Annotated in this window: 14 protein-coding genes; 7 read left to right on the top strand and 7 right to left on the bottom strand. The window is 43.2% G+C overall.

Annotated elements, in window-relative coordinates; translation table 11 throughout:
• Positions 1-246 precede the first annotated feature (246 nt).
• Both ASV53_RS13605 and dmeF read right to left on the bottom strand, forming a co-directional pair.
• A complete protein-coding gene (locus ASV53_RS13605; protein ID WP_062691422.1) occupies positions 247-663 on the bottom strand; it encodes a MarR family winged helix-turn-helix transcriptional regulator in 417 nt (138 codons plus the stop codon).
• A gap of 2 nt (positions 664-665) precedes the next feature.
• On the bottom strand, positions 666-1,667 hold the full coding sequence (dmeF, locus tag ASV53_RS13600) for a CDF family Co(II)/Ni(II) efflux transporter DmeF (RefSeq protein ID WP_094957465.1): 1,002 nt from the start codon (positions 1,665-1,667) through the stop codon (positions 666-668).
• A gap of 258 nt (positions 1,668-1,925) precedes the next feature.
• On the opposite strand from dmeF, the gene ASV53_RS13595 reads away from it, so the two are divergent.
• From ASV53_RS13595 to ASV53_RS13580, 4 genes are all read left to right on the top strand, one after another.
• Positions 1,926-2,411, top strand: a complete 486-nt coding sequence (locus tag ASV53_RS13595) for a hypothetical protein (protein ID WP_141226248.1) — start codon at positions 1,926-1,928, stop codon at positions 2,409-2,411.
• A gap of 262 nt (positions 2,412-2,673) precedes the next feature.
• Positions 2,674-3,948, top strand: a complete 1,275-nt coding sequence (locus ASV53_RS13590; protein WP_094957463.1) for a TolC family protein — start codon at positions 2,674-2,676, stop codon at positions 3,946-3,948.
• Between the two features lie 8 nt (positions 3,949-3,956).
• Complete coding sequence (locus tag ASV53_RS13585; RefSeq protein WP_094957462.1) at positions 3,957-5,681, top strand: efflux RND transporter periplasmic adaptor subunit; 1,725 nt, start codon at positions 3,957-3,959, stop codon at positions 5,679-5,681.
• Positions 5,678-8,803 carry an efflux RND transporter permease subunit gene (locus ASV53_RS13580; protein WP_094957461.1) on the top strand — a complete coding sequence of 1,042 codons (3,126 nt, stop codon included), beginning with the start codon at positions 5,678-5,680 and terminating at the stop codon, positions 8,801-8,803. Before ASV53_RS13585 ends, ASV53_RS13580 begins: the two co-directional genes overlap by 4 nt.
• A 140-nt stretch (positions 8,804-8,943) precedes the next feature.
• On the opposite strand, the gene ASV53_RS13575 is transcribed toward ASV53_RS13580, so the two are convergent.
• On the bottom strand, positions 8,944-10,347 hold the full coding sequence (locus ASV53_RS13575; RefSeq protein WP_094957460.1) for a serine hydrolase domain-containing protein: 1,404 nt from the start codon (positions 10,345-10,347) through the stop codon (positions 8,944-8,946).
• 330 nt (positions 10,348-10,677) lie between these two features.
• Here ASV53_RS13575 and ASV53_RS13570 point away from each other — a divergent pair, with 330 nt between their 5' ends.
• Positions 10,678-11,619, top strand: coding sequence for a precorrin-2 dehydrogenase/sirohydrochlorin ferrochelatase family protein (locus tag ASV53_RS13570; protein ID WP_094957459.1), 942 nt, complete (start codon positions 10,678-10,680; stop codon positions 11,617-11,619).
• Between the two features lie 110 nt (positions 11,620-11,729).
• On the opposite strand, the gene ylqF is transcribed toward ASV53_RS13570, so the two are convergent.
• From ylqF to ASV53_RS13555, 3 genes are all read right to left on the bottom strand, one after another.
• Positions 11,730-12,674: a ribosome biogenesis GTPase YlqF gene (ylqF, locus tag ASV53_RS13565; protein ID WP_062691406.1), complete on the bottom strand. Its 945-nt coding sequence runs from the start codon at positions 12,672-12,674 to the stop codon at positions 11,730-11,732.
• 443 nt (positions 12,675-13,117) lie between these two features.
• Positions 13,118-14,113 (bottom strand): DUF2955 domain-containing protein, encoded by a 996-nt coding sequence (locus tag ASV53_RS13560; protein ID WP_094957458.1) that lies wholly within the window; start codon positions 14,111-14,113, stop codon positions 13,118-13,120.
• On the bottom strand, positions 14,103-15,209 hold the full coding sequence (locus tag ASV53_RS13555) for an HlyD family secretion protein (protein ID WP_094957457.1): 1,107 nt from the start codon (positions 15,207-15,209) through the stop codon (positions 14,103-14,105). Before ASV53_RS13555 ends, ASV53_RS13560 begins: the two co-directional genes overlap by 11 nt.
• Before the next feature lie 384 nt (positions 15,210-15,593).
• Here ASV53_RS13555 and ASV53_RS13550 point away from each other — a divergent pair, with 384 nt between their 5' ends.
• A complete protein-coding gene (locus ASV53_RS13550; RefSeq protein ID WP_094957456.1) occupies positions 15,594-15,914 on the top strand; it encodes a hypothetical protein in 321 nt (106 codons plus the stop codon).
• 432 nt (positions 15,915-16,346) lie between these two features.
• The gene (locus ASV53_RS13545; protein ID WP_094957455.1) at positions 16,347-17,645 is read left to right on the top strand and encodes a methyl-accepting chemotaxis protein; all 1,299 of its coding nucleotides are present in this window, start codon (positions 16,347-16,349) and stop codon (positions 17,643-17,645) included.
• 100 nt (positions 17,646-17,745) lie between these two features.
• On the opposite strand, the gene dcuC is transcribed toward ASV53_RS13545, so the two are convergent.
• Entirely contained in the window at positions 17,746-19,143 is a 1,398-nt protein-coding gene (gene dcuC / locus ASV53_RS13540; RefSeq protein WP_094957454.1) for a C4-dicarboxylate transporter DcuC, read from the bottom strand.
• Positions 19,144-19,430: the final 287 nt, after the last annotated feature.

Raw genomic sequence — 19,430 nt, 5'->3', positions numbered from 1 at the left:
GGAAAATTAATGGTGTTAATAAGAGATTTTGAATGTTTAGAGTAGTATGTTGTTTGGAGTGGCTTCAGTGGGATTGTTTTATTTAACCTATTGATTTAATGGTATTGAAAATCAAGTGTTGTGGTTTTTAATCTTGATTAATGCGAGAAATGTTTCGTGTATTAATGTTTTTATTTCGCTAAAAATGAGCCCATGCTTCTAGTCTGCTATTTTTAACACTAAAAATTTATGGGCTTGAAGGTGAATTTAAAATTCTTGGTTCATTACTTGTAGGCATTTAAGCAAGTGGAGGCGGTCGGTATCACTGAGTTTTGCAGTGATGTCTTGCGTTAGATTCAAGTGGAGTTGATCGTGCTCTTGGTACAAGCTTTCACCGGATGTTGTTAGTTCTACTAATATCGAACGTCGATCGGATTCATGAGGACGTCGGCAGATTAAACCTGCATTGACCATTTTATCGACTTGGACTGTGAGTGTGCCTGTCGTCACACCAATCTTATCCGCGAGTTCTTTCATTCGCATTGCGCCATGTGCGCCGAGTATTTCAACAATATGTACTTGTGGTAAGGAAAAGCCCTTACCACGAACAACAGATTGTTCCCACGACGATAGTTTCTCGTAAAATTCAATAATGGTGTGGTTTAACTGCTCGATGTCTTTCATTTTTATTCCGAGGCCACCTCATTACGATGGCATTGCTGAACTTCAATCGTTAAGTGGTTGAGTTTATCGAAATTTCGGAGTAATTGCTTGTAGTGTGTTATTTCTGCTGGTGTTGATGTGACAACTGAAATAGCGGCAGCGTAATGATCGGCACTGATCTTCCAAATATGAATATCACTGACTTGGCTGTCTTTGTCCTGTTCTAGTGTCTCAACAATCTGTTGGCGGTACTGACTCTCGATGCTTGCGTCTAGCAGGATTGGGCTAGTTTGCTGCATGAGCCCGTATGCCCAGCGTGTGATGATAACCGCCCCCACAATCCCCATCGCGGCATCCATCCAATTAAATCCAAAATATTTTCCGCAGAATAACGCCATAATCGCCAGTAATGAGGTGAGTGCATCTGCCATTACATGGAAGTAAGCCGCTCTTAAATTGTGATCATCATGATGAGAGTGTCCATTGTGATGGTCATGTTTATTCGCATCATGCTGGCTATGGCTATGGCTATGGCTATGGCTATGGCTATGGTGCTCGTGGTGATGATCATCTTTTAATAAGAACACGCTGACAACATTAACGATAAGACCGATAACAGCGACGAAGATGGCTTCATTAAATTGGATTTGCTGCGGTGAAAATAAACGGTGCACCGATTCAACCAGCATGATCAAAGCCACGAGTCCTAAAGCTATCGCACTGGTAAAACCACCCAGCACACTCACTTTACCCGCCCCAAAGGCGAACTTATCGGTATTGGCATATTTACGGGCATAGCGATAGGCAAAAAGGGTGATCATAAAAGCGGCAGCGTGTGTACCCATATGCCAGCCATCGGCAAGCAACGCCATGGAACCGTAAATGGTGCCTGCAATAATTTCAGCCAGCATAGTGACTATGGTCAGTAATAAAACATAGTAGGTACGACGCTCACCCTTATGGTTGTGGCTGACAAAATCGTGGCTATGTTGCCAAGGCGCAAGTGAATGTGGCTGGTGCTGCATAGTGAACCCTTATGTTATTTGCTTTACAACTTGCTTGCTTATCAAGTAATTTGATTAATAAGTATCTTGATGGTCAAACTATAGTTGCAGTATTTAGTTTGATTATCAAGGTAAATACCAGTAAATGAGTGGTGATGACAGTGAGTTCGTTTTGAAAAGATAGTTGATAAATCGCATTTCTCCCCGAGAGAGACTTGACCTTCCTCTAGGGGGAAGGTTTAGACTTTTATGGTTTCCTATTGTTATTTATGAAGTTTGATGCCGATATTACTGCGTTTGTTTTCTTTGCCTGCGACAACATTGGTTGTGATCATAAGTTTGATCATAAGTTTGATCATGCAACCTGTGCTTGCACAGCAACAAATGTCGAATATGGCCGATAATCATCAACATAGTATTGCAGTGCTTGATGCTAAAGTGACTTCAATAGCAAAAAGCGAACACTTACCAAAGTGCATGCAGCCTGAGTCTCACTTGCACCATGAAAGCCAAACCTCTTCACCTTCTTTATGTATGACGACAAGCCATTCTTCTGGAGCAAGTCAACAGGCTGATGTTTCGTGTTGCAGTTCAATGGATATGCTGGATAGTTGCTGCAATATCACACACTGCCAAAGCCATCCTTTTATCACCGCATCACTTCCTGCGATTTCACATGCGCAAACGTCGCGTGCACCTATTATTCATACCTTGAGTTCTCCGATTCAATCTACCGACAACCTCTTTCGCCCTCCGATTGTATAGCCCCTACCTCGCACTCTGCGCGTGATGTTTTAATTCCTTAATTTCGATGAAAGCCAATGTAAATAGCTTCTATCGAGTAATTAGATCCGAACGTCAGAGTGATTGGTTGCAATAGCACTGTGTTCTCCGTTGTGAGGCTGTGCGATTGTCAACCCATCTATTTGCTTTTAAAGGGTAAAACTGTCGATTTTCAATTGATAGTACTTATTCGTATCTCACTAAAAGCAGCTTAAAAATACTCTCCTTATTAAAGGATGTGATTATGCACAAACGTGTATTTGTAGGTGTTATCGGCATCTCGTTATTACAGGTAATCGCCTTTCCTGTCATGGCCAATAGCGATTTACCTCAGTTGATAACATGGGCCGTAGAACATGATGTGGCAAAACAACAAATTGAATCGCAAGCAAATGCGATGACAGATGCTGGTGTTGCCAGCAGTCAATGGATGGACCCTAAATTAAAACTGGGTGTTGGCGGGTTACCTGTCGATTCATTTGCATTGGATAAAGATCCGATGACAAACATTTCGGTTGGCCTTATGCAGCAATTTGGCCGCGGCGATACGTTAACGCTAAAACAACAGCAAACCAGTGAGCAAGCTGAAAGTATTCGGAAAAAATTGGGCGTACGCGCATTGGATGTACGTTTTGCGATGACTAATTTATGGGTTGAGGGCGTTTATCAGCACCGTGCTCGTCAATTGTTACAGCAAAATAAAACGCTGTTTAAAGAGTTAGAGCAGTACCTAAGCATGAATTACGGGGTAGGCGTTAACCAAGCACAAGATGTGATTCAAGCTCAACTACAAATTGCACGTGTAGACGACAAATTGGATGCTAACGCGCAAGTGCAACAACGAATAAAGGCGCAATTTGGTGAATGGTTAGGGAAGCAAGCGCAGTCAGTTGCTCCCTCGCAATATCCAGAGTGGTCAGCACTTCAGGCGTATCTCGACACACAAGCTTCGCATCAAAATGATTACTTAGCATTGGCGCAGCACCCTGCTGTGAGAGTGATTGATGCCCTAATTAAAAGTAATGAAACCAGCATTGATATTGCTAATGAAGCGTACCAACCACAGTTTGGTGTCGAGGTTATGTACGGTAACCGGCAAGCCACGGGCATGAATGGTCAACCCGCCTCAGATCTATTGAGCGTGTATTTGACCATGGATATTCCGTTGTTTACTGAAAACCGCCAAGACAAACAGCTTGCTTCTGCTCAGCACCAACTTGGTGCTACTAAGGCACAGCGTGATTTACTCCTCCAGCAAATGAATGCGCAAGTGGCAGCGGTACGTCACGACCGCACTAATCTTCAACAGCGTCTTAATCGTTATCAAAATGGATTATTGCGCTATGCCCAAGAGAAAACCCAAGCCATAGAACGAGGCTATCAAAACAATACTAGCCAGTTGGATGAGTACATTCGAGCGGCAAGTGACGCTTTGAATATTGAATTAGAGCAAGCTCGACTACAGGCAGATCTTTCGTTGGCAAACGCCAAGCTTTCCTACTTATTAAATAAATTCTGAGAGGCAACATGAAAAAAACATTAACAGTTGCAGTGTTGTCACTGGCAGTGGGAAGTGCAGTCGGTTATTACGTTAGCCACAGTGGTGTCTTTGGCTTTAGTGCGCAGGCGAGTGATGGACAAAATACAAATACGATGGCAACGGATTCTACTGCTAATGAACCTCTGTATTGGGTTGCGCCAATGGACCCGAAATATAAGCGTGATAAACCTGGCAAATCCCCGATGGGGATGGATTTGATCCCAGTATATGCAGATGAAAGCCAAACAGAAAAGCTGGCAGGGACTGTCGAAATATCGCCTTCAATTGAAAATAACTTAGGGGTAAAAACTACACAGGTAGCACGCCAGCAGTTGATCCCACGTATTGATACTGTGGGTTATGTTGCTTTTGATGAAAGCCAAATGTGGCAGATCAATAGCCGCGTGAGTGGCTGGGTTCAAACATTAAAAGTCGCTGCCATCGGCGATAGAGTTGAAAAAGGACAAGTGCTGTTTGAGTTGTATTCACCAGAGTTAGTGAAAGCACAAGAAGAGCTATTAAACGCAAAAAGGCTCGGAAGAGCAGCGTTAGTACAAGGGGCGAAAGAACGTTTATTTGTATTAGGTGTTGATAGCGAACAAATCCAACGTGTATTAAGACGCGGTAAAGCTATGAAGCAAATCGAAGTTAAGGCGCCAGCTGATGGGGTTGTTGCGAGTTTGAATATTCGCCAAGGGGCATACCTTTCTCCGCAGCAAACTGTGATTAGTGGTGGCGATCTAACCAGTATCTGGGTGGATGCGGAAGTATTCGAGCGTCAAGCACATTGGATTAAATCAGGCGCGCAGGCCGAGATGAGTGTTGATGCATTACCGAGTCAAAATTGGCAAGGCATGGTTGATTATATCTACCCAGTGTTAGATGAAAAAACACGGACAGTAAAAGTACGTTTGAAATTTCCGAATCCAAATGGCGATTTGAAGCCGAATATGTTTGCCAATATTACGCTTAAGCCGCAAAGCGAAGGAGCGGTTCTGACGGTGCCAGATAATGCCATTATTCGCACAGGCAACATGGCACGTGTTGTGTTGGCGTTGGGGGATGGGCAATACCGCTCGACTCGGATTGAGATTGGACGTCAGGCGGGTGGTGTGACAGAAGTCTTGCAGGGGCTTAATGTGAGTGATCGTGTTGTCACATCGGCACAATTCTTATTGGATTCAGAATCAAGTCAATCAGCGGATCTTTCTCGTATTTCTACGACTAAGGCGGCTATTTCGATGGCTGATAATCACGCATCGACAGAAGGTGATTCGACCCAAACGGCAATGATAGCGGCTTGGACGCAACCTGCGATTACAGCACAAGGTGTCATTAAATCCATAATGCGCGATCATAAAATGTTGACCGTTGATCATGCGCCGATTGCACAATGGGATTGGCCTGCCATGGTCATGAATTTCACGGTAAAAGATAATAGTGATCTTTCGGTACTGGCTGACGGTGACGCGATTGAGTTTTTGATCGAGAAAAATGCACAAGGTCAGTATGTGTTAAGTGATGTCCGAAAAGCCAATACGACCCAGTCAGAGGTTGACCACGCATTGATGAACCATCAGGAGATGGATCATACCGTTATGGACCACTCGAAAATGGATCACTCGAAAATGGACCATTCAGTAATGGGTCATGGTGATATGGACCATGATTCATTGACCACCAACCTTAACGAACAAGGTGGTGACCAATGATCCCTTCTATTATTCGTTGGTCGATTGCGAATCGATTTCTGGTCTTGGTAGCAACCGTCTTTCTGGTTGCAGCGGGTCTTTTTAGCGTAAAACAAACCCCTATTGATGCCATTCCTGATTTGTCTGATGTGCAGGTGATCATTAAAACCAGCTATCCTGGTCAGGCACCTCAGGTGGTCGAAGATCAGGTGACCTATCCATTAACCACAGCGATGCTCGCAGTGCCGGGTGCAGAGACTGTTCGTGGATATTCTTTCTTCGGTGACTCTTATGTTTATATCATTTTCAATGATGATACCGACATGTATTGGGCGCGTTCGCGTGTTTTAGAGTATTTAAGTCAGGTCGCACCTAAATTGCCGGCTAACGCTAAACCGACCTTAGGGCCAGATGCGACCGGTGTTGGCTGGGTTTTCAGTTACGTGTTAACTGATAAATCCGGTCAGCATAATTTAAGTGAGTTGCGAAGCCTGCAAGATTGGTTCTTGAAGTACGAACTACAAACTGTCGATGGCGTGTCTGAAATCGCGACAGTGGGCGGTATGGTGAAGCAGTACCAAGTGCAGATCGATCCCGCGAAGTTGCGAGCTTACGATTTGACTTTGCAGCAGGTTAACAAAGCGATTCAGTCTGGAAATCAAGAAGCGGGAGCATCGGTCGTTGAAGTGGCTGAAGCAGAACATATGGTACGCGCGACGGGGTATATTTCAGATATTGACGATCTGAAAAATATCCCATTGAAAGTAACTGAGCGTGGTACCCCCCTAATGCTTGGCGAGGTGGCTGATATTCAAGTTGGTCCTCAGATGCGTCGTGGTATTTCAGAACTTAACGGTGAAGGCGAAGCCGTTGGTGGTATTGTTGTGATGCGTTTTGGTGAAAATGCCCGTGATGTGATCGCGAATGTCAAAGCCAAGTTGGCAGAATTACAGCGCAGTTTACCTGAAGGAGTTGAGATTGTTCCGACCTATGATCGCTCTGAGCTCATAGAAAGCGCAGTAGATAACCTCTATGAAAAGCTGCTGGAAGAATTCATCGTTGTTGCTCTAGTGTGTGCGCTGTTTTTGTTCCATATCCGCTCATCTTTGGTTGTTGCTATTAGCTTACCAATTGGCATCCTTACTGCGTTTATCATCATGCATTGGCAGGGTATTAATGCCAATATCATGTCCTTAGGTGGTATTGCGATAGCAATTGGCGCCATGGTAGATGGTGCCATTGTTATGATCGAAAATGTCCATAAGCATATTGAACGAACGCCATTAACTGATAAAAATCGCTGGCAAGTGATAAGTAAAGCGGCAGAAGAAGTCGGAACACCGCTGTTCTTTTCATTAATTATCATAACGTTAAGTTTTGTGCCTGTTTTTGCCTTGGAAGGGCAAGAGGGCAAAATGTTTGCACCTTTAGCCTTTACCAAAACATTTGCGATGGCGGCATCGGCGGGTTTGGCGATCACTTTAGTGCCCGTATTAATGGGGTATTTCATTCGTGGGAAGGTACTTCCTGAGCATAAGAACCCCGTTAACCGTGCGGTCGTTGCTTTGTATCGCCCATTACTGAATCTTGGTTTACGTTTCCCTAAAACAGTCATAGTGGTGGCTTTAGCCTTAATGGTGTCGGCGTATTACCCAATAAGCAAAATGGGTAGTGAGTTTATTCCACCGCTAGATGAAGGCGATCTCATGTATATGCCAACCACGTATCCGGGGATATCTATTGGTAAGGCGCGTGAGTTGCTGCAACAAACAGATCGACTGATCAAAACCGTGCCTGAAGTCAAAACAGTATGGGGAAAAATAGGGCGGGCAGAAACTGCGACTGATCCCGCGCCTTTAACGATGATCGAAACGATCATTCAGTTTAAACCGCGTAGCGAATGGCGTGACGGCGTAACCTCGGAGAGTTTGCGTAGTGAATTGGACAGCTTAATTCAGTTCCCTGGGGTTACTAACGCTTGGGTAATGCCGATCAAAACGCGTATTGATATGTTGGCGACAGGGATAAAAACACCAATAGGCATTAAAATCGCGGGCCCTGATCTTAAAACGATCGAGCAGATAGGCACACAATTGGAAGATGCATTACGCAATATAGAGGGAACCGCTTCTGTCTATGCTGAGCGGGTTGCTGGTGGGCGTTATATTACGATGGATATTAAACGCCGAGCTGCTGCACGATATGGATTAAGTATTCAAAACATCCAGCAAGTGATTAGCACGGCGGTAGGAGGAATGAATGTAGGTGAGACAATTGAAGGGTTAGAGCGTTACCCAATTAATGTGCGCTACCCGCAGCATTATCGTGATTCCTTAGTAAAACTACAGAATCTACCATTAGTGACAGCAAGTGGTGCACGCATTGCACTGGCTGACGTTGCAAATATTCGTTTTGAAGATGGGCCGCCGATGATCAAAACGGAAAATGCACGTCCGAATGGTTGGGTCTTTATTGATATTGAAGGTCGTGATTTAGGATCGTACGTTGAAGCTGCTCAGCAAAAAGTCGCTGAAACTGTCGTTTTACCTGCTGGTTATTCGCTGGCTTGGTCTGGACAGTACGAATATATGGAGCGAGCGAAAGCACGCTTGAGTGTGGTAGTGCCAGCGACGATTGCTATCATCATGCTGTTGCTTTACTTGAGTTTCCGTCGTGTTGGTGAAGTATTGATTATTATGGCGACCTTACCTTTGGCAATGGTCGGGGGCGTATGGCTAATGCATGCGTTGGGGTATAACTTCTCGATCGCGGTGGGGGTAGGCTTTATCGCCTTAGCGGGTGTTGCGGTTGAAATTGGGGTTATTATGCTGGTTTATCTTAACCAAGCATGGCAATCCAAGGAAGAGGCTGCGCGTAATAGTCATTCTGTACTTTCTCAAAGTGATTTATTCACGGCGATTCAAGAAGGTGCAGGGCTTCGAGTGCGCCCTGTCATGATGACGGTAGCAACTGTGATTATCGGCTTGATCCCAATCATGCTTGGTGATGGGACAGGTTCGAGTGTGATGCAGCGTATTGCCGCCCCAATGATTGGTGGTATGGCATCGGCGTTGATATTAACGCTTGTCGTCTTACCCGCTGCGTTTAAATTGTGGAAAACCCACAGCCACAAACTGTCTTAATCAGTCGCTGTACAGCTAAAGAAAGGGCTATCACTCGATAGCCCTTTTTGTATCTGTTGGAGCTCATTTCGCTTATTGAATATCTATTAGCGGAATGAGACATAGCGGCTTGAGTGAGCCATGTACCTTAGTAAAAATGGTTACTCGACCCGAACAAAGCGAGAAAGGTAACGGCCATCCCGCGAGAAGAACACGATCTCTTGGCTGGTGTTATTGGTGTTGCGACTAACCCGTATTTTATTATCGATACCTGCGGCATACAGGCTATTACTATTTTTCACGACCAAGGGGATATTGGCCTGATTCACCTTTGCGGTTAGTGCACCTTCCTCGTAAACGATCTGCAGTGGCACCCCTAAATTATCTTGATAATTACCAACAATATCGCGGTTACTTTGCCAATTTACAGTTTGGTTTTTCGGTGCAGTAACCAAATGTAACGCGGGCTTTCCTTGGCTCATTTGCAACAAATCGGCCGTTAATAAGGTTAGGTTGGTGTTTTGGTAGTTACTGAGTGCAATCATCATAGCTTTGGTTTCAGGCTGGTAAGTCATCAGCGTTTTAAACCCATCAATGTTGCCTTGCTGGCTGAAATAGAGTTGATTGTTATGCTGGCTTTTTACCATACCTATTTGTTCGTCGTACATCTTCTGTAGCGATGCTTTAGAAACCACACTGCCGTTATGTAAAGCTTGATTCCAAAGGTATAAATCACGCGCCGTAGTTATCAGCCCTCCCGCTGACCATGCACAATCTGTTGGTGTGATATGGGCATTAATAAGCCCTGAAATTTCATATGATTTTGCGAGTTGGAAAGAAAGTGTCAGCTTCATACTGCTGTCTTTCATGCCTATCGGCCGTAAAAATTCTTGGTCGATATAGTTGTTGTAATCAACGCCTGACACTTGCTCGATAATACTGCCAAGTAACACATAGTGTGCGTGGCTGAAGTTGTATTGCAGTGCGGGCGGATATTGGCGGCTGTCTTTGATGATTTGATTTACTAGGCTCTTGCTACGACAAGATTGAGGGCTATCACGCCAAGATATATCACGGTTTATGCCCGCAGTGTGATCAAGTAAGTCATTAATGGTGATTTTGTTGCTAAGCGCGAGTTTAGGAAAATAACGATCAACGGGAGCATCAAGTTGTAGTTTGTTTTGTTCTGATAATCGAAGAATTGCAGCGGCCGTTAGTTGCTTGGTTAAGGACCCCACTTTAAATAGGTTACTTGGGTTGATTGGCCGCTTACTTTGCACATCGGCGAGACCTAGTGATTGCTCGAATATGACTTTATTATCTTTAGCGATAAGAAGGTTGCCACTAAATTGGCCATGTTGATTTTGATGCACTAAATAACGGCTGAGCGCTTCTTTATCTAACGCGAATGTATTCGTGTTAGATAAAGAATGAGACGTTGTTTGCCCCATCGTTTCCGTAGGGACTTGCGCCAGTGGTTGTTCTTGGCTAGCAGCGAAAGCGATGTTTGAAAAAGTAAGCTGACAAGCGAAAAGGGCTGCGATTGGTCGGTACTGTAAGTGCATGTTTTCCTCTGATTTAGCGGCGGCACAAGCTAAATATATCACCGTAAGTCAGGCTGGATAGCTCATGAAACTGATACGCTAGGTGTATGCAAATGCTTTGGGAGTGAGTCTGGATTAGTGTGAGAAATGAGAATGAATAGTTACATCTTTATTTCGAGCAGCTTCCAAAATATGAATTATTCATTTAGATGAGAAAGTTTAGCCAAAAGCCTGAGCAACGCAGTATGACGCTAGCTAATCATTACGTGCTGTGCTTAACTGCATAGTGTGCTTTGGGTTTGTTAACGCATTGAAAGCATTGTATTGACGCATATTTATCAAAGAGGGCCTATGCAGTATTTTCCTATTTTTGTCGATCTGGTCAATAAACCTGTATTAGTGATAGGTGGTGGGGAAGTCGCCAGCCGTAAAGTCGCCATGCTCTGTGAAGCGCAAGCTGATGTGCTGGTGGTATCGCCAACGTTAAGCGATGAGCTGTCGGTAAGATTTGCCTCAGGAGACATTCGCTACCGTCAAGCTGAGTACCAAACGCAAGATATTGATGGTGTATGGCAAATATGGGCAACAACCAATAATAGCGAACTAAATCTACGTATTCATCAAGATGCGACAGCGGCCAAGGTGCTGTGTAATGTTGTTGATAGCCCTGACCATTGTGATTTTATCACCCCCTCTATTATCGACCGTGGTTTACTGCAAGTCGCAATTTCTAGTGGTGGTGCCGCACCAGTATTAGTGCGTTTTTTACGTGAACTGCTTGAAACACAGCTAGCAGCCAATCTACCGCTTATTGCTCAGTTTTCTCAGCAATCACGCCCTTATATTAAGCAATATTTTAACACCGTCGATGAACGTCGCTATTTCTGGGAGCGGTTCTTTCGCCATCCTCTGGTGTCGAATGCTCAATCTTTACTTCAGCTACAAACCGTGTTTGAAGAGCTACTTAATACCGAGAACAATTTCATAGTGCCGCCCGTTGTGGTGTTCTATCCGCAAGACCCAGAATTACTGACGTTAAAAGCATTAAGGCTAATGCAGCAAGCGGAGCGTGTGATTTCGACGAAACATTGTCCTAAGGTGATCAGTGATCTCTGCCGTCGAGATGCCAATCGTTCACCCATTGAGAATTCTGATGAATGGCTATCTGTTGTTGAGCAATTCCCAACAGATCGTATCGTGATTCTGGCAACTTATGATGAGCCGTGTAATTTGTCTGTGCTGCCTGCCAATACGCAAGTACTGCGTTGCAATGGGGAAGCCTTTACACTGTAAACTCAGTGCAGATGAAACATGGCAGAAATCATCAGCGTTTAAATATAGAAAAACCCCGCATTGTGGTATACAAGGCGGGGTTTTTATCAAAGAGAAGAGCGTATTACGTATTAACGCTTGTTGCGCAGGTAACGTTTACGGCGTTCTTCTTTCTTCTTAATTTGTTGTTCTTTCTTTAGCTCAGTTTGGATAGCAACGTTCACTAGTTCTTCAGTGATCATTTCTGGGCGTTCCATTGTGATCTGGCCTAAGGTACCGTTGCGAAGTTCATTGATCAGTATCTCAGAGGCTTTGTGTAAATCAATGCGGCCACCAGCACGAAGGCAACCACGTTTACGGCCAATCTCTTCCATTAACTCGATATCTGTTTCTGGCATATCTTCATCAAGGTCGTAACGTGCAATTAGGCGATCGGCATAAGCCTCTTTAAGGTATTCAACCGTAAAGAAAGCCACGTCCATATAATCCATCGCTGTATCTTTAACTGCACCTGTTGCCGCTAAACGAAAGCCACTGTGCGGGTTTTCAACTTTTGGCCATAAAATCCCAGGGGTATCAGAAAGGATAATACCGTTCTGTAGATTAATACGTTGCTGTTGGCGAGTGACGGCGGGTTGGTTACCTGTAATAGCAACAGCACGGCCTGCTAACGTGTTGATGATGGTAGATTTACCAACATTCGGAATACCCATTATCATGGTACGAATGTTTTTACCCATCTCTTCACGGTGTGGTGCCAGTTTACGGCAAAGTTCTGTGATTTTTTGTACTTCAGAGATGTTTTCAGTCGTGATCGCAATCGCCTTAACACCTTGCTCTTTCTCTAGGTGGGCAATCCAAAGTTCCGTCATTTCAGGATCGGCTAAATCACGCTTATTAAGAACCTTAACAACAGGTTTTTCACCACGAAAAGAAGAGATGAGCGGGTTTTCACTACTGAATGGGATACGTGCATCCAGTACTTCAATAATTACATCAACTTTTGGGATCGCTTCTTCAATCTCTTTGCGAGCCTTGTGCATGTGACCCGGAAACCACTGGATACTGTTAGACATTTGAAAACCTTAGCATAATTTATTTATTCATTTTAAGTTACGGGGTACAACATGGGGTACATAAAATTTACCGCGCATAAAAAGGGCTGGCGTTTGCTTACTTTACAAGCAACCCCGTAACTGGAATTTTTCTATTGTGATGATCTTAACACTTTATTCTAGGCGCTGAAATTAATAGTAGGGGAGACTTCAACGAAAGTGATGAGTCTCTTCGTCATCACGGTGTAAGTTCATGCGATGGATGTGAGTACTGGCTATACCAAATGTGGCAGAGGGAAGTCCTAAGTTTTTGCTAAAGCTCATACAAAAGGACATTAATGACAAGCTGTATTCTTGAAGGCTCAATGGCAGAGGAAATTCGCTGCCATTTAATGCCATAGAAGAAGAGAAAATAGTGCCTATATTAATATAATCTAAATCGACTTGATGCGTGTGATTGGCGCTTATTTTCTTTCACGAGATTCAAAGAAATATGTCATAAATAGCATGTAAAGCAGTACGAGGAATAACTGGAAAATACGGACGTAAAACTTGTCATCTAATGCGCCATTACTCATCGAGGTTCCCATTAGGACCGTAAAACCAGTAAAGGCGGTAATGTAAAGAGGGGCCTTTGTTGGATCGGTATAAATTTTGGTGCCGATCATAGCTATGATGACGAGGATAACTAACATGTATATATACATGTTTGGTACTAAAGAAATGGTTACAAAAGCGATAAAGGCAAGTAACCCACCAAGGATGTTACTCATAGTGAAAAATAGCGCGGCTTTTCCAGTCTTATCACTGCTTGCCATTAAAGATAATATCATCACAAATGCAACTGTCAGTAGTATTTGGGATAGCTGGAAGTAGAAGTAAAAGCAAACTAACGGAAATGAAATCTTCCAGGCTCGAATGGCTGCAGCCCAACGCATCTCGTCTATCAGTGGTGATGGTGGAAAACCATTAAACTCTACCTCTTCTTCCTCAGGGAAGTACACATGAGAGAGTGCGTAGAGTGCGACCGCTAAAACCCCTGAGAATGCAAAGCCAACGCCGACATCAATTGCCACGCCCTGATCTATGATGGTTACTGAAGGGAGTAAGATAAGTTCGATCATTAGAAATGTTGCAAACATTACCCACTTTGGGTCGGTAAATAAATAGTATGCCCAAAGCATTCCAAGAGAGATCATGGCTAAAAATGCGATTTTATACTCGGGTAATCCTGATGATATTAAAAATCCAATAATAGCCGTGGATATAAGCGCATAACCTAGTTGTTTAACATGTAGAATATGGAATTGAGGTTTGTCGGTAATAAACTTTGCAGTCAATAGCGGCGTACAAAACGCTAATGGCCAGTTAAACCATAAAGCAAGGAATGTGGCGATGCCTACCGTAGTGATGTAACGCAGGATCCTTCGTTCCTGCGCTTGATTTATATTATCGAACATAAGACAAGATACTCACTAGATTAATCCAAGCCTTACCAAGAAGGTTAAATAGTGCATTATCTCCAGTATAAATAATCACATCTGCTTGCCCCCCAATACGCATCATTTCGATAGCGGCTGGCTCGTTGAGTTTTATTGTCACAGGTATACGTTGTGTGTCTCGTAACCAACCGTTTTGGTTTTGTACGTTGGCAAGCTTACCAAGTTGATCGTTTTGTCCCCAAGCCACACCAAGGTCAATCGAAGATACCGTACCTTTGAACGTTGTACCGGGCGCATAATCAAGTGCAATTTCAACGTCGTCGCCAGACTTTATGTTTCCTAAGCTATTTTCACGAAAATAGGCTTCTAGCCATAGACTGTCTTTTTCAACAAATGTCATTAATGGGGAGCCTGCCGAAGCATAAGAACCTGCTGACAAGTTCAAATTGGTTATTGCCCCGTTTGCTGGTGCGAACATTGTTGTGCGTGATAGATCTAATTGTGCTTGTTGCAGTTCAAGTAGTGCTGTTTGTATTTGGGCATTATCTTTACCCTCTGAACCTACTTGAGATTTCGCTTTTTCAAGATTAGCCTGAGCATTCAATACATCAGCATTGGACTTATCGATAGTTGCGCGGGTTGTGTCAGCATCAGACTTTGAAACAACGCCTTTCTCAGCCATTGCGAGTACTCGCTGGCCCTGACGTTTAGCATTTTCTTGCGCAATTAATGCGGTTGTTAATTGTGCTTGCGCAGCAATGATATTGGCCATTTGAGAGCCAACTTGTTGCCCGGTGATTTTAAGTTTTGCTTCTGCTTTCTTTACGGCAATTTTATATTCCGTTGGCGCTATTTGAAGTAACACATCATTTTTATTTACATTGGCATTGGGTTTAGCTTTGATTGCTTCTATTTGTCCTGAAACCTGTGGCTTTAAGGAAACAACATTGCCTTCAACTCTAGCGTTGTCAGTCGTGGGAATAATTCGGTCTGAGATAATCGCGGTACTAATTGAAACAACAGCTAATGCTAATAAGGCATTGGTTGTTATTTTAACTTTGTTTACTTTCCTTGGTTCTTCCGCTTTCTTGTCAATTTTATTATCTTCAGACATGGTTATTCTCGTGGGTAATGTTATTGATAAATAATGCTTTGATTACTCGCCTTGAGTCACTCGACGGCACAGTGTAAATGGCGTTTCATCCTTTTTTAAGAAAGCATATACACCAAATCCTCCTTTTAATTGCCATCTAACGACACTGCGTTTTTTGTTCGTTTACGTGTCGGTTTTTATATATAGGGGTTTATTAGGTTGCGTGGAAGAAGGCGGTTTCACATCGTAGCTCGAGTATCGCGAAGAATTATGCTATGTCACTAAATGGCAAGTGTGTTATTCGATTGATGATTATGATTTGTTTCTGACTTAAGAAGTCTCTTTAACTAAACAATGAAGATGACAGTAACTGAAGCCAAATATGAGCTCTAATTGGAGATCGATATGAAACTAATTAAAACACTTTCTTTAGCTTTGATAGTGCTAGCTACAAATGCTTATGCAATCACCGATGCTAGTAAGGTCGGAGCAAATGCAGGCGCGATGGTTTATTGTTATGACCATGTCGCAAGCTCAGGTCAACGCTCTAAATATAAAGTCCTTAAGCTTCAGTCTTACGATCAATATAAAGATCTACCTTCAAATGAACGTGCACGGGCACTATTGATGAAGAAGGCTGCAGAAGATGGTGACTATCTTGGCGATCGTTTAGATAAGCGCCGATGTGATAGCCTTCGAAAGATGCTTTATATTCAATATAATTAAGAGGTGAAGAGAGCTTGATGTTAATCAGTTAAGCCTTCAGCCTCTTATAAGGCCTAGCTGCATAGCCGCTAGGCCTTTTTATTGCTGTGAACACTGAACTTTTCTTCTATCTCATTTGGATCAAACGTTCTAGGCGAGTGATCACATTATGGACATTACTCCGTTGTCACAAGACATGTTTGGATGACTCGCAATGCACTCTTCTATTAGAACGTAATCGCTCTTTGTTATGAGTTTGATTATGTATTAATACGTAGCTATGACTGTTTTTGTGGGGAGGTATGGCGTTGTGTGGCTGGCTTTTTGAGATGTTGCTAAAAATAATTATCAATTTGAGACAATTGTCATTTACTATATTGCGCGAGAGGTATTTTTGATGGTGGTTTTATACCGTCCATTGTGCGAAAACAGAAAATAATAAGAGACAATCTGATGTTTAGTAGAAAGTTAAAGCAGCAGCTAGCGACTGTTCAGGGTGAGAATGCTCAGCTTCAATCGATTGTTGGATCGATCCAGTCGGAAATGGCCACTATCGAATTTGATCTTGATGGCCGAATTTTAGATGCCAATCCACTTTTTTTAGGTATTGTCGGTTATTCGTTATCCGAGGTTGTGGGTAAATACCACAAGGCCATGTGTTTTAAAGCTTTTGCTGACAGCGCTGAATATCGTCAATTTTGGCAGAATTTAAAAGCGGGCAGAGCAGCGCATGGCACGTTTGAACGTAAGAACAAGCACGGTGAGGCGATTTGGTTAGAAGCGACTTACTTTCCAGTTAAGCAAGATGGCGTGATCGTAAAGGTCATGAAGATAGCATCTGATGTTACGATCGCTAAAAACGAGTCAATTGCTCAGCAAAATGTGTTGGCTGCGCTAAACCGTTCTCAGGCGACCATCGAATTTGATCCAACAGGCATTGTTTTAACTGCGAACCAAAACTTTTTAAGTACTGTTGGCTATGCGTTAGAGCAAATTCGCGGTCAACATCACCGCATGTTCTGCGATGATACTTTCTATGCTGAAAATCCAAGCTTCTGGCAAGATCTAGCGAAAGGCCACTTTAAGTCAGGGCAGTTTTTGCGAAAAAACAGTTACGGTGACAATGTGTGGTTAGAAGCCACGTATAACCCGATATTAGATGCATCAGGCAATGTGGTTAAGGTGATTAAGTTTGCCTCTAATATCACAGAGCAGATTAAAAAGAACGAAGCCGTTGCTCAAGCGGCTGAAGTTGCTTACAGCACATCAGTAGAAACGGCACAGATTGCCAAACAAGGCTCTGAACTACTCACAGATTCTGTTGAAGTGTCAGCCAAAATATCAGAACAAGTGGAAAGCACGTCTGAACAACTTCAACTGTTGAATACTAAATCACAGAATATCGAAGCCATTGTTTCAACGATTAAAGAGATTGCCGATCAAACCAACTTATTAGCATTGAATGCAGCAATTGAAGCCGCTCGTGCTGGTGAACAAGGTCGTGGTTTTGCCGTTGTTGCGGATGAGGTACGTCAGTTGGCATCTCGTACTAGCCAGTCAACCAGTGAAATTGCTTCTGTGGTTGCAGAGAATAGAAACTTAACGGATCGTGTCACCGCAAGTATGCGTGAAGTGGCAACTATTAGTAACGAAGGCATGAACAAGATAGCTGAAGTCTCGACGGTAATGGATGAAATCTATACGGGTGCTGAAAATGTTTCGCAGACGGTCATGAGTTTGTCTGAGAGCTAACAGCCAGTTTGAAATTATAAGCGAGAAATAACAAAGCCAGAGCATGTGAAATGACTCTGGCTTTGTTGTATTTGCCTGTGCGAGCTAGAAGCTTACTAGCTTAGAAACTGGTGATACTAATAAAGACAGAAATAATTATCCCGCCTAACATAGGAACTGCGGTACGTTTAGCGAGTTCAAACGGTGATACTTCTGCCACACCTGCGATAGCCACCATATTGGGTGCTATCGGTGAAATGTTACGGCTCATCCCTGCGACAAACTGCATTGGTAATAGCATGACAACCGGTGCTATCCCCATTTTTGCTGCAATGTCAGGCACTAAGTTAGCAAACGAGAAGAATGCAGCGTTACCTGAGCCCATTAAGATGGCGGAGACCATAATGATACCGACCATCACTATGGTCATCAGTACTGGGCCAAAGCCTGCGGTTTCAGCGGCATTAACAATGACATCAATGGCACCTATGGTTTTCAGGCCTTGGGCAAAAGTTTGACCAGCAACGATGAAGGTAACCACGTTAGCAAATTGTCGGCCCATACCATCAAAGAAAATTTGAATTGAATCAATTACTTTCTTTGCGTTACCACGGCGGAAATATTCAAAGAACAGCGTGATCACGATAGACACAAACATGGCTGTTGTGACGTCCATCTTAATGCTGCTGATCATTAACTTGCTGAAAGTGAAGATCAGTACCAATGGGATAACTGGCAAAATAGCATAGATAGTAGGTGCTAGTGGTTGGCCATCTTCACCTGTTGTTGACGATTGGCTATCTTCAGTTTGATCGGCAAGGTGACGGTGCTCACTGGCAATATGACCAGCTTTTACATCGAAATACTTTTGAATAACGACATGCAGAAGCGCAATCGTGATTAATGCAGCAGCTGCGACAACAAGTTGGTATTGAACAACATAATCGACAACGTCGATACCAATAATTTCAGCGGCAAAGTTAACGTTACCTTGGCCCGGTCCCATTTCCACCGCAACCGCGGTAGCGATCGGTGCACAAGCCGATAGTCGACTTAATCCTACGCTACGCATTAGTGGGTACAGTGTCACCATCAACAATACACCTAGGCCTGAGGCACTGGTAATGAAGATAGACAGAAATTCGCCAATGATGAAACACATTGCCATGAAAAAGTAAGGCATGTGTTTAATACGAGCAAGTGGGCGAGTTAGTACGCGAACGAGTGATTCAGAAGCACCAATCTCATGCATGTAAAAAGCAAAACCGGCAATGGCCATGATTTTTAAACCAAGCCCTGCACTCTGGCTTGAAAAGGTGTTTTTAATAAACTGGAAAACATCAAGCCATTGTGAACCTGTAGAGGCGCTTTCTGGCAATGGTAGATCTTGGCCAATTAACATTGCGGCAATCATTAAAACAATGCCGCCTGCCATTAATATTGCTTGCGCTTTATATCCCTTGAGTACAAACATAGTGACAAAGCCTGTCACTATCAATGCAATGATTATTGATAACATAAGTTCCCTTAAATGACATCACAGCAAAACAGCATGATAATCTTAATTGGTGAGTGTCTAGTGGTTGTTAATAGATGTATAAATACTGGCAGGTAGGATCTTATATTGCTGGCCTTGCTTTTTTTGTGATGTATATGCTGTATTGATAATTGATTTTTTATGCGTTCAATCTGGGCTTTGTTGTTTTAAGTTCTTGATTTTGAATGGATTAAATTTAATTGTGGTGTGGGTGTATTTATCAAAGTAAGTTTCCAAAAATAACAATGTAAAACGGGGGATACTAAGAG

Origin of the sequence: Photobacterium sanguinicancri (assembly GCF_002265265.1) — a bacterium.
GTDB classification, from domain to species: domain Bacteria; phylum Pseudomonadota; class Gammaproteobacteria; order Enterobacterales; family Vibrionaceae; genus Photobacterium; species Photobacterium sanguinicancri.
This window is presented reverse-complemented; position numbering and strand designations above follow the sequence as displayed.